We start from the raw sequence: 11,702 nt of genomic DNA on the forward strand, positions 1-11,702 counted from the left end.
CTGCGGATGCGAAGAGATTGGCGCTCAGGCTGGTCATGGTGTACCTCTGCGGATCTAATCGGCTGCCCGGTTTTAGGCTGTCCCGAGGATTCCAATCCTGCTCTCGGCGAACTAGCGCGACAATGTCGGCGGGCACAACAACCTGGCCGCCTCGGTGTGATGACGAACAGCTGATGGCGGATTTCGCCGTCGAATTGCGGCCGGGTGAACCCCCTGGCCACAACGTCGTGGAGGCCTACTGGAACCTGCCGGAAGCACCGCAGATGCCGTTGTCAGCCAATGGTTTCCGACGGGCGACATCGGATCAAGCAGGCGATTGTTTCCCGCGACATCGGCCGGGGTTCGACGTTGTTGCCGCACACATCGACAACCATGCGCTGGTTGGAGTGAAGTGTTGGGTATCAACGCGCGATCAGAAACGCGTTGACGAGACTCATATAGGCCGAAAGGGCGGACAACCGCGATGACTGATAAGAAATCCGTTCACGAGGTGACGTACGACCTGCTTCGTGAGCTGGGGCTCACGACGGTGTTCGGTAACCCGGGCTCAACCGAGGAGACGTTCTTGAAGAACTTCCCAGACGACTTCACCTATGTCCTGGGATTGCAGGAGGCGTCGGTGGTGGCCATGGCCGACGGATTCGCCCAGTCCACCGGCAAGCCCGCCCTGGTCAACGTGCACACCGCCGCGGGGATGGGAAACGCGATGGGCAACCTGGTGGCCGCGGCTAAGGGCAACACACCGCTGATCGTGACGGCCGGTCAGCAGACCCGCGAAATGGCGCTGTGCGAGCCATATCTGACCAACAAAGACGAAACGGTGTTTCCGCAGCCGTGGGTCAAGTGGGCGTACGAGCCCAAGCGCGCCGAGGATGTGCCAGCGGCGTTCATGCGGGCTTACACGGTCGCGTTGCAGCCACCGGCCGGGCCGGTGTTTTTGTCTATCCCGCTTGACGACTGGGAGAAACCCGCGCTGGGGCCGGCGGTGATCCGCACGGCCAGTCATCGCGTCAGCCCTGATGCCGCCCGGCTGCGCACATTTGCCGAGCGAATTAACGCTGCGGAGCGGCCGGCTCTGGTCTTCGGGCCTGAAGTCGATCGCAGCGGCGCCTGGGATGCCGGTGTGGCGTTCGCGGAGAAGGTCGGAGCGCCGGTATACGCTGGCCCGCTGCCCGACCGCGCGTCGTTCCCCGAGGATCACCGGCTATTCCAGGGACAGCTGCCGATGACCATCGCCGGTGTCACCGACGTGCTGCACGGCCATGACCTGGTTGTGGTGATCGGGGCGCAGGTCTTCCGGTACTACCCCTACGTGGCTGGCGAATACCTGCCCGAGGGCACCGAACTGCTGCAGATCACCGCCGATCCGGGACTGGCTGGTGCGGCGCCGGTCGGAGACAGCGTGCTGGGTGACACTCTGCTGGCGTTGGAGCAGCTGGTGGACTTGGTCGACGATCACAGTGATCGCTCGGTCCCGGCCAAGCAGGCGAACACTGCCGCCGTTGACGTAACCGGGTCGGCACCACTGGAGCCGGATGCGGTGTGGGCCACCCTGAGAACCATCACGCCCGCCGATTCGCCGTTGGTCACCGAATCGACGTCGACGATGGCTCAACAACTGCGATTCCTGCCCAGCACCCGGCCGGGGTCGTTTTTCGCCACTGCCAGCGGCGGTATCGGCTGGGGGTTGCCCGCGGCGGTGGGCGTCGCGCTGGGCGACCGCGCCCGTGGTGTCAAACGCCATGTGCTTGCCACCATCGGCGACGGGTCGTTCCAATACTCGGTGCAGGCCCTCTACACCGCCGCCCAACACAAGCTGCCCATCGTGTTCGTCGCGATGCGCAACGGCGAATACTCGATCCTGAAGTCGTTCGCGGTATTGGAAAAGACACCCGGCGTGCCGGCACTCGACTTGCCTGGGCTCGACATCGCCTCCATCGCAACGGGTTTCGGGTGCCACGCGGTCAACGTGGACAACTGCGAAAAGCTCGCCCATGAATTCAATGCTGCGCTGAAGGCCGACGGGCCCACCGTGATCGTGGTGCCGACCAAAGTGCAGGCCGCTCATCTGGGCTGAAGTCACTTTGATTAACCACTCACATCCCCGCAGCGGCCGGGCATAAGGTTTCGGGTTATGAGCGCGGTATCGCACGCCGGCGGGGTCCGGCAGGGCGCCGAACCCGATCCGCACATCATCGAGCTCAGCAAGCTCATGCTGGCTCGTGCCCCCGAGTTAGGCCAGGCGCTGGCTGATCGGCTGTTTCGCGAGATCGACGCGTACCGCGACGGCACCGTCGTCACGAAAGACGAAGTCGCCGCAAGTTGTGCGGCGAACCTGACGTTCGTCTTCCACGCGCTTTCGGGGCACGCGGACGTCGACGTCTCGCCCGCCGAGCACACCGGAACTGCACGCGCGCTTATCGGATTGCCCTTGCCGGCGTTGATGACCGCCTACCGGATCGGATTCCGGTTCATGTGGGAGGAAACCCTCGCCGTCGGCCGGGCCGCGGGCGTACCCACCGAATCGATTCTGGACGCCACCGCCCGCGTCTTCATTGCGCAGGACACCTTCACCCAGGCGATGGCCAGTGCCTACCGTCAGCAGCTAACCGCGCAGATCCTCGAGCAGGAGGAAGAACGGTCGGCATTGGTCGAGGCGTTGCTGTCTCGGCGGATAACCGATAGCCAGAGCCTATGGGAGGCAGCCGATTTGCTCCGGCTGCCCACCACGGGGCCGTACGTCGTCGTCGCGGCCGGATTGCCGGCCATCGGAAAACTTGGCTTGCCCGCGATCGAAAACAAGCTCGCCGCCCGCGATATCCGGTCGGCGTGGCGGCTGCTGCCGGACTTACACGTCGGCATCGTCCACGTGCGGATACGCGACACAATCAACACGTTGACGAACACGCTCCGCCAGGTCGCGACCGTCCGGGTCGGCATCAGCCCGCCGTTTGACGACTTAGCCGAAACCAGCGAGGCGCTGCGATTCGCCCGGTTGGCGGTCACCGGGAAGCCGTCGGCCGACTCGCTGATCACGGCGTTCCAGGACACCCCGCTTGCCGTCGCAGCGGTGAGCGCCCCGGAAGTCATGGGAAAGATCAGGTCGTCGGTGCTACGCCGATTGATAGAACTGCCGAGCGCGGAGCGCACGATCTTGCTCGACACGTTCCAGGCGTGGTTGCAGGAGGGCGGCTCCGCCAACGACACCGCGACGAAGATCTTCTGTCATCCCAACACCGTGCGGCACCGCCTGCGCCGTATCGAGGAGTTGACCGACCGCTCGCTGTCCCGGCCCCTCGACATCGCCGAACTCTGCCTGGCATTCGAGGTCGAGCAGCGCCTGCCCTGAGCCCGCCAGGTCAGGCCTTCAGCCGGTGGCGAACCAGGAATGCACTGATGACATCGACGATGCCGATGGCGATCAGCCAGCAGCCGGCGACCAAGGTCAGGATCGCGATCGAATCCAGCGGGGAGATGATCAGCACCCCACCACCGATCACGATGATCACCCCGGAGAGCACCTGCCAGCCGCGTGCGGGGATGTGATCGAAGGACATTGCCGCCGCCAGCAGCGTCACCCCGCGGAACAGCCAGCCGATGCCGATCCACAAGGCCAAAAGCAGGATCGATTCGAGTTTGTCGCGGAAGCAGAAGAACCCCAGCACGAGCGATACCACGCCGGTGAGGAACGACAGCACTCTCATCGCGGCGCCGGCGTGCGAGCCGAAAGCGGCGAACACGTACCCGACTCCGGATACCACCAAGTAGATACCGAACAGGACACCCGCTACCAACAGTGTCTTGCCCGGCCACGCCAGCACGATGACCCCGAGGGCCACGCCCAGGACGCCGATCAGGAGTAGCAACTGCCACGTGTTACGAGCGAGTTGGTGCAATGGACCTTCGAAAACGGTCTTTTCGCTGGTTGTCATACGAAAACGTTAGTTCGCGGCCGACGCGACGACATTGTTCCTGGCGACACAATTTACCGCCTGACAAAGGGACTACGAACAATGCGGGGCCGAGGCCACGGCTGCCAACGGCTTCTTTGTCGCCGGAAGACAACGATGCGTCCGAAGTTGGTTGGTTCACGACGTCGCCGCGCCGCATTGGTCTAGCTACATTTCATCACGAACACAACGCAGCGTAGTTGGACAACTAGATGATCTCGAATCAGCAAGTGTCACAACACATCCAACCGAATCCTCCGGAAAGAAAAGTAGGTAATAGCCATGTTGGTCCCATTCATGATCTTCCTGATGATCCTGTCCCCCGTGCTCATCCCGGCCGCCGTCACCATCGTGAACGTCATGCAGGGCAACCACCGACCGGCCGGTGCCGTCGCGTCTCGCCGCTTCTTCGCCGTCCCAGCCGCCGCCTGACGTCCGTCCACTCCAGTCGGGCCGCACCCCACAAGGGTGCGACCCGACTGGTTTATGGGGCATCCGGCTGCAGAACCGCGGCGCCGTACCAGTGACAGGCGAGCAGCGCCAATTCGACGTCGAGCCGGTCGCTGCCGATTTCCCGGCCACGCCGCGTCACGGCACGACCCACTCGGTACTTGACCGAGTTGAAGTGCAAGTTGAGTTCCTCGGCGGCCGTCTTGTAGCTCGAGCCGCAGCTCAGGAATACCCGCAGCGTCTCACGCAGCCGCGCGTCGTTCTCGTTGTCGATGGCGAGATCACCGAGTATCAAGGCCACCCAGTCACGGGTATCGGCCACGTCGGCACCGAGACGCGCCACGACCGACAGGCCCGGATCCGTCGCCGAAATCACCGTCGGCTCTGGCCGTTTGGCGATCATTGCGACGCGGTGCGCACTTTCGGCGTCGCGGTGTGACTGACGAAATCCCTCCACACCACCTGCCATCGTTCCGATGGCCACGCTCGGTGAATTCGTACGCGCGCTAGCAAACTCGCGGACTTTTTCACCTGCCTCGTCCACCACCCCGCGAAACGGCAGCCAGCCCCACCCGCAGCTCCGGTCCGCGGCAACGAAAGCCGGTGCGCCGCCCGCGCTTACGGCCTCGCCCGCGTCGCGCAGAAATCGTTGCAACCGGCCGAGCTCGTTGCCGTCAGCACTGGCATCTGGGTACCACATCACGAGCGCCAGGTGGTGCCAGCGCAACGGGTAGCGGATCGACGTTGACGCGGCGTCGACATCGACGGTCATGCTCGAAGCCAGCACCTCCCGAACCCGCAGAGCGCGCAGGCTGTTCTGGTTCTCCAGCCAGCGTTCGCGCTCGTCTTCGTAGACGACGACGACCTGCTGCGAAATCCAGTCGATGTACTCGAAGATCGTGCCGGAGATCGCCTCGATGACCGAGTACCTGGTCTGATCCGAGACGTCGATCAGCCGCACCTCGCTGAACACCAGCTCGTTCATCAACCGCTGGCCAAGCCGATAGGCGCGAACCAACGCGTTGACCGGCACCCCGTGTTGTGCCAATCGCCGGGCATACTCGAACGCCGCAGTGGGGGCCTCGATGCGTTCCACGTCGATGCCGTAGCGCAACGCACGCAACACCGTGTCGATGTTGCCCTCGACACTGGGCGCAAAAAGCTCCGTCACCCGTTCGTCGCCGCGCAGCTCGGGGATCTTCGCCTCGAGGAAACTGTGCATGCCTGACGCCAGTTCGGCCAGGCGATTATGGAGTCGCTCCGCGGTCTCGGCGACGTGACGGCTGACCTCGGTGTCGCTGCCTGCCTGCGCTTTTGTCACATCCATGACGGTAAACCCTGCGATTGTCTTCCGGGGACAACTCGAGCGGACATCTTCGTCGAGCGACCACTGTTTTTGCGGCCGGGCCATTCCTAATGTTGTGCACACTCTCACCAACGAAGGTCAGAAGGAGCGCAGACACATGGGATTCATCAAGCCCTATCTCCCGGACGTTGATCCGGACACCTTCCTGAAAAAGCCGCTGATGGAGCGAATGCGGATTCTGGCCGTCGAATGGGCGGAGAACGGCTTCGGCGCACCGCGGATGGTCCACACGATTTACATCGTGAAGCTGGTCGTGTTCTTCGCGATCGGCGGCATCACGGTAGCGACTCTGACGTCGGGACTGCCCGCCTTCTGGCATGTGTCGCAGTGGTGGAACCAACCGATCGTCTACCAGAAGGTCATCCTGTGGACCGTGCTACTGGAAACCATCGGCATCGCCGGATCGTGGGGTCCGCTGGCCGGCAAGATCAAGCCGATGACCGGCGGCATCCTCTTCTGGATGCGACCGGGAACCATCCGGCTGCGGCCGTGGAAGTGGGTACCGTTTACCAGCGGCGACCGACGCAACTGGTTCGATATCGGGCTCTACCTGGCACTGCTGGTGAGCTTGACCGTCGCGTTGCTGGAGCCTGGCGTGCACAGCGATTCACTGTCGAAAGCATTGCCGGCCAACATATCTGGGCTGGTGAATCCCGCGCTGCTGGTGGCCCCGCTGGTGCTACTGGTGCTGATCGGTCTGCGCGACAAGACCATCTTCCTGGCCGCCCGCGGCGAGCAGTATTTCCCGGCGTTGTTCTTCTTCGCCGTTCTGCCGTTCACAGACATGATCATCGCGCTCAAGATGCTGATCGTGCTGGTGTGGGTCGGCGCCGGCTTCTCGAAGTTCGGTAAGCACTTCGCCAACGTCATTCCGCCGATGGTCAGCAACACGATCTTCGCGCCCAAATGGGTGCGGAAGGCCCACTACCGAGGCTTCCCGCGCAATCTGCGGCCGTCGCGGCTGGCCGACTTCATGGCACACGTCAATGGCACGACGGTGGAAATTGCGGCCCCGCTGGTTCTGTTCTTCTCCACCAACAAATGGCTGACACTGGCCGCGGCGCTATTGATGGTGGGCTTCCACGTGTTCATCATCTCGACCTTCCCGCTTGCGGTGCCGCTGGAATGGAACGTGGTCTTCGCCTACGCCACGGTCTTCCTGTTCCTCGGTTTCCCGAACTGGAACGGATACGCCCCGTGGAACATGTCGCCGCCCTGGCTGGCTCTCGTCATCGCCGCCGCGTTGCTGTTCTTCCCGGTGCTGGGCAACCTGCGACCGGACAAGGTCTCCTTCCTGCCGTCGCTACGGCAGTACGCCGGCAACTGGGCCTCCGCGGTGTGGGCTTTCGCGCCGGGCGCGGAGGCGAAGCTCGACCGGGTCACCCGATCGGCGCGGAACCAGGTCGACCAGTTCATCGACTTCGGCTACGAACCGCAATGGGCCGAGATCACCGCGCAGCGAACCATCGCGTGGCGCACGATGCACAGCCAGGGCCGCGGTCTCTTCTCGCTGCTGCTGACCCACCTGCCCGACATCGACACCCGGACCGTGCGCGAAGGCGAGTTCATCTGCAACTCCCTGACCGGGTTTAACTTCGGCGACGGGCACCTGCACGATGCAGACATGATCCAGGCCGTACAGCGCGAAGCGGCGTTCGAGCCGGGCGAGTGCGTCGTCGCCTGGGTCGAGTCGGAGGCCTTCGGCAGCGGTGTGCAGCATTACCAGCTGATCGACGCCGCGCTCGGGGTGATCGAGCGGGGCACCTGGAAGGTGGCCGATGCGGTGGCCGAGCAGCCCTGGCTGCCCAACGGTCCGATCCCGACTAGCGTGGGATGGTCCCTGCGCGACAGCAACCCGGCCGTCCGCAAGGACCAAGACCACGGTCACGGAGCGCTGACATGAGCACGGCATTAGTGGTAGGCGGCGGCCCCAACGGGCTCGCCGCTGCCATAGCCCTTGCAGCCGAAGGTGTTTCGGTCACTGTCCTCGAAGCAGCCGACGAGGTCGGCGGAGGCGCCCGCAGCAGCGAAGCGATCCTTCCCGGCCTCTTGCACGACCACTGCTCGGCGATCCACCCGATGGCCGTCGGCTCACCGTTCCTCAGCAAATTCAACCTAAACCGCTACGGCCTGACCTGGCTCTGGCCGGATGTCGACTGTGTCCACCCGCTCGACGGCGGCGGCGCCGGGGTGCTGCACCGCTCGGTTGAGCAGACCGCGGCCGGCCTCGGTCGCGACGGGTCTCGCTGGCAGCGCGCTTTCGGTTACTCGGCGTCGCGATTCGACGCGCTCAACGAGGACATCATGGGCCCGCTGCTGCGGATCCCGCACCACCCGCTGATGCTGGCCCGGTTCGGCGCACCCACGGTGCTTCCAGCGTCTACGTTCGCGCACGTGTTCCGCACCGCGGAGGGCCGTGCCCTGTTCGGAGGCGTTGCGGCCCATGCTTTCCGGCCACTGCACTACCCGATGACCTCCGCCATCGGGATGGGCATCATCGCGGCCGGCCACCGGCATGGCTGGGTGGTGGCCGAAGGCGGATCACGGTCGATCGCCAACGCGATGGTGGCGCTGCTGACCGACCTGGGCGCCAAGATCGAGACGGGAGTCCGGATCGAGAACGCGTCGCAGCTGCCACCGGCAGATGTCAGGATGTTCGATCTCGCACCCGAGGCCGTCGCCGGCATCCTCGGCGATCGGCTGCCCCGCCGAATTTCGCGTGCCTTCACTAAATTCCGGCGCGGTCCGGGTGCATTCAAGGTCGACTTCGCCGTCGACGGCGGCGTGCCCTGGACGAACCCGGACGCGCGTCGGGCGGGCACGGTGCACGTTGTCGGCACCTACTCCGAACTCGCCGCAACCGAGCGGGAGATCCACGCGGGACGCATGCCTGAGCGGCCGTTCGTTCTGGTCGGCCAGCAGTATCTGGCCGACCCCCAACGCTCAGTCGGCGATGTTCACCCGGTGTGGACGTATGCCCATGTGCCGAACGGCTTTTCGGGCGACGCAACCGCGGCGATCACTGCTCAGATCGAGCGTTTCGCGCCCGGTTTCCGGGATCGGATCGTCGGGACCGCCGTCCGGACCACAACCGAATTCGCTTCCTACAACCCCAACTACGTCGGCGGCGACATCATGACCGGCGCCAAGGACATCCGTCAGCTGACCTTTGGGCCGCGAACCACGCTGTCGCCATACACTATTGGACTACGCGGCATGTACATCTGCTCTGCGGCCACTCCCCCCGGCCCGGGCGCCCACGGCATGTGCGGGGCCAATGCGGCCGGACTCGCGCTCGGCTACCTGGCGCGGCAGGCGTAACGCGTTGCTGTATTCGAAGCGGGCGCCGGGCAGCACGGGGTTGCCTCAGGCTTGCCACCACCGTCCACTTGCAGCAGTAGGCCGACGTTGGAGCGCTCCGCGCTTCCACACGGCCATGGATAAGTGCACACTTGTGGCATGGACCGATGTCATCTCAACGCCGTCGCGCTCGCAGCACCCCTGCCGCCGTCGTGGCCCCTACGCCGGGCCCAGACGTCGACGTCAGCGCGGCTGGCGTGATGGTGCCCGCCGGCGGCCCTGAGCCCGAACCACGCCGCGTGTTGAACGGCATCTCGGACGTACGTGCGTTCTTTCACACCAACGCCGTGCCGCTGTACTTCATCTCGCCAACCCCGTTCAACCTGCTGGGAATCGACCGGTGGGTACGAAACTTCTTCTACCTGACCTACTTTGACTCTTTTGAGGGCGTACATTCGCGCGTGTTCGTGCCCCGCCGGCGCGACCGCCGTGATTTCGACTCGATGGGCGACGTGTGCAATCACCTGTTGTCCGATCCCGAGACACTGGAGTTCATCGCGGGCCGAGGGCCCGGCGGCATGGCCTGTTTTGTGATGATGGACGGAGAGACGCAGGCGCTCGCACGGCAGGCGGGTCTCGAGGTCATGCACCCCTCGGTGGAGATGCGCGATCGCCTGGGTTCCAAGACCGTCATGACGCGCCTGGCCGACGAGGCGGGCGTGCCGAGTGTGCCTCACGCGATCGGTCGGGCCGGCTCTTACGACGAACTGCTGACGCTCGCGCAGGATGCCGGATTGGGAGATGACCTCGTCGTCTCGATTCCTTATGGCAACGCCGGTAGCGGGACATTCTTTGTACGCGGCCAGGCCGACTGGGACCACTGCGCCGGTGACGTGGCGGGGCAGCCGGAAATGAAAGTCATGAAGCGCATCCGCAATGTCGAGGTATGCATTGAGGGCGCCGTTACCCGCCACGGCACGGTGATCGGCCCCGCGATGACGAGTCTCGTCGGTTATGCCGAGCTAACTTCGAGCAAAGGCGCCTGGTGCGGCAATGACATCTGGCGCGAGGTGCTGCCGCCGGAGCAAACGCACGCCGCGCGGGAAATGGTGCGAAAGCTGGGTGGCGTCCTGAGCCGCGAGGGATACCGCGGCTACTTCGAGGTGGACCTTCTGCACGACCTGGACTCCGACGAGCTCTACCTCGGGGAGGTGAACCCCCGTTTGAGTGGCGCCAGCCCGATGACAAACTTGACCACCGAGGCCTACGCCGACATGCCGCTGTTCCTCTTCCACCTGCTCGAATACATGGACGTGGAATACGAGCTCGACATCGACGAGATCAACTCGCGCTGGGAGCGGGGCTATGGCGAGGACGAGGTCTGGGGCCAAGTGATCATCAACGAGACCTCGCCGGATATCGAGCTCTTCACCGCGACGCCACGCACCGGTGTGTGGCGCATCGACGACGACGGCCGTGTGTCCTTTGCGCGGCCCGCCAACGACTGGGCCACGCTGCTCGATGGGTCCGAGGCCTTCTACATGCGGGTCGCCGCGCCTGGCGACTTACGCTCGGAGGGCGCCCAACTCGGCGTACTGGTCACCCGCGGACACCTGCAGACCAACGACTACCGGCTGACCGAACGCTGCCAACGCTGGGTCAAGGGCATGAAGGCGAAGTTCGTCTCAACACCCCTGTCGCCGGCCGCGCCGATCGTCTCGCGGCTCGTCGCTCGCGCGTGAGCAGCGGCCGCCCGGACTGCTCGGTCGGCAACGGACCTGATCGCCCCCCTGCGGGTATCTCACTGGACAACTGGCTGTTAGAGCCATATTCGAAATGGTCATTCCAGCACGTCGAAGACTTCGTGCCGACCGCGGTAATCTCGCGCGGGACCGGGCCGACCGCGGCGTTGCCCGCGGCCAGTGCTCCGATGGCCGAGATCCGTGTGACCACCACTGGCGGGGTGGCCACCACCGTTGGCGCGGTGATGGCCACCACCGCTACCGACGGGTGGGCCGTCGCCTGCCGCGGTTCGATGGTGGCCGAGGAGTACCTCGACGGCTTGGGTGCCCAGACCCGCCACCTGCTGTTCTCGGTGAGCAAGTCGCTGGTGGCAGCCGTGGTCGGCGCGCTGCACGGGGCCGGTGCGATCGAGCTTGACGCGCCGGTCACGAAATATGTTCCCGCCTTGGCGAATTGCGGCTACACCGGTGCGACGGTGCGCCACCTGCTGGACATGAGGTCGGGTATCGCCTTTTCAGACAACTACCTTCACCCGACGGCGGAGATACACCTCCTCGACGAGGCGATGGGGTGGGCACCCCGGAGCAGTCCGGACGTCCCTTCCACGTTGCGTGACTTCCTGCTGACCTTGCGGCAGAAGTCGGCTCACGGCGGCCCGTTCGAATATCGCTCGTGTGAAACCGACGTACTCGGCTGGATCTGCGAGGTCGGCGGCGGCCAGCGGATGCCCGAGCTGATGTCGGAACTGCTGTGGAGCCGCATCGGCGCCCGTTGCGACGCCACCATCGGCATAGACGCGGCCGGGACCGGCTTTTTCGACGGCGGCATTAACGCTTGCCTTTCCGACCTGATCCGGTTCGGGTCGGAAAGGCAAGCGTTAATGCCGATGGTGG

Annotated in this window: 9 protein-coding genes; 7 read left to right on the plus strand and 2 right to left on the minus strand. The window is 64.7% G+C overall.

Features of this window, described 5'->3' with window-relative positions:
• Nucleotides 1–463: 463 nt before the first annotated feature.
• Together mdlC and VGH54_RS22155 are read left to right on the plus strand one after the other, a co-directional pair.
• Nucleotides 464–2,077, plus strand: coding sequence for a benzoylformate decarboxylase (mdlC, locus tag VGH54_RS22150; RefSeq protein WP_331514248.1), 1,614 nt, complete (start codon nt 464–466; stop codon nt 2,075–2,077).
• Between the two features lie 57 nt (nt 2,078–2,134).
• Nucleotides 2,135–3,349 carry a helix-turn-helix domain-containing protein gene (locus VGH54_RS22155; protein ID WP_331514249.1) on the plus strand — a complete coding sequence of 405 codons (1,215 nt, stop codon included), beginning with the start codon at nt 2,135–2,137 and terminating at the stop codon, nt 3,347–3,349.
• 10 nt (nt 3,350–3,359) lie between these two features.
• Here VGH54_RS22155 and VGH54_RS22160 read toward each other — a convergent pair whose 3' ends face one another.
• Nucleotides 3,360–3,932: an HdeD family acid-resistance protein gene (locus tag VGH54_RS22160; RefSeq protein ID WP_331514250.1), complete on the minus strand. Its 573-nt coding sequence runs from the start codon at nt 3,930–3,932 to the stop codon at nt 3,360–3,362.
• A gap of 300 nt (nt 3,933–4,232) precedes the next feature.
• Here VGH54_RS22160 and VGH54_RS22165 point away from each other — a divergent pair, with 300 nt between their 5' ends.
• A complete protein-coding gene (locus VGH54_RS22165) occupies nt 4,233–4,382 on the plus strand; it encodes a hypothetical protein (RefSeq protein ID WP_331514251.1) in 150 nt (49 codons plus the stop codon).
• Between the two features lie 52 nt (nt 4,383–4,434).
• Here the strand turns inward: VGH54_RS22165 and VGH54_RS22170 are convergent, their stop codons facing one another.
• Complete coding sequence (locus VGH54_RS22170) at nt 4,435–5,727, minus strand: PucR family transcriptional regulator (protein ID WP_414688767.1); 1,293 nt, start codon at nt 5,725–5,727, stop codon at nt 4,435–4,437.
• 136 nt (nt 5,728–5,863) lie between these two features.
• Here VGH54_RS22170 and VGH54_RS22175 point away from each other — a divergent pair, with 136 nt between their 5' ends.
• The 4 genes from VGH54_RS22175 to VGH54_RS22190 all read left to right on the plus strand — a co-directional run.
• Nucleotides 5,864–7,669, plus strand: a complete 1,806-nt coding sequence (locus VGH54_RS22175) for a DUF3556 domain-containing protein (RefSeq protein ID WP_331514253.1) — start codon at nt 5,864–5,866, stop codon at nt 7,667–7,669.
• Nucleotides 7,666–9,087: an NAD(P)/FAD-dependent oxidoreductase gene (locus VGH54_RS22180; protein WP_331514254.1), complete on the plus strand. Its 1,422-nt coding sequence runs from the start codon at nt 7,666–7,668 to the stop codon at nt 9,085–9,087. Before VGH54_RS22175 ends, VGH54_RS22180 begins: the two co-directional genes overlap by 4 nt.
• A gap of 236 nt (nt 9,088–9,323) precedes the next feature.
• On the plus strand, nt 9,324–10,808 hold the full coding sequence (locus tag VGH54_RS22185) for a biotin carboxylase (protein ID WP_331514255.1): 1,485 nt from the start codon (nt 9,324–9,326) through the stop codon (nt 10,806–10,808).
• The coding region (locus VGH54_RS22190) for a serine hydrolase domain-containing protein (RefSeq protein WP_331514256.1) at nt 10,805–11,702 on the plus strand (898 nt) is incomplete at its 3' end. The genes VGH54_RS22185 and VGH54_RS22190, both read left to right, overlap by 4 nt.

The sequence above is a fragment of the Mycobacterium sp. genome, from assembly GCF_036488105.1.
Classification (GTDB): Bacteria; Actinomycetota; Actinomycetes; order Mycobacteriales; family Mycobacteriaceae; genus Mycobacterium.

What these genes read in the sequence shown, in the direction of transcription:
- mdlC (WP_331514248.1), top strand. Translation starts at nt 464, where the DNA reads ATGACTGATAAGAAATCCGTTCACGAGGTGACGTACGACCTGCTTCGT.
- VGH54_RS22180 (WP_331514254.1), top strand. Translation starts at nt 7,666, where the DNA reads ATGAGCACGGCATTAGTGGTAGGCGGCGGCCCCAACGGGCTCGCCGCT.
- VGH54_RS22175 (WP_331514253.1), top strand. Translation starts at nt 5,864, where the DNA reads ATGGGATTCATCAAGCCCTATCTCCCGGACGTTGATCCGGACACCTTC.
- VGH54_RS22155 (WP_331514249.1), top strand. Translation starts at nt 2,135, where the DNA reads ATGAGCGCGGTATCGCACGCCGGCGGGGTCCGGCAGGGCGCCGAACCC.
- VGH54_RS22170 (WP_414688767.1), bottom strand. Translation starts at nt 5,727, where the DNA reads ATGGATGTGACAAAAGCGCAGGCAGGCAGCGACACCGAGGTCAGCCGT.
- VGH54_RS22165 (WP_331514251.1), top strand. Translation starts at nt 4,233, where the DNA reads ATGTTGGTCCCATTCATGATCTTCCTGATGATCCTGTCCCCCGTGCTC.
- VGH54_RS22160 (WP_331514250.1), bottom strand. Translation starts at nt 3,932, where the DNA reads ATGACAACCAGCGAAAAGACCGTTTTCGAAGGTCCATTGCACCAACTC.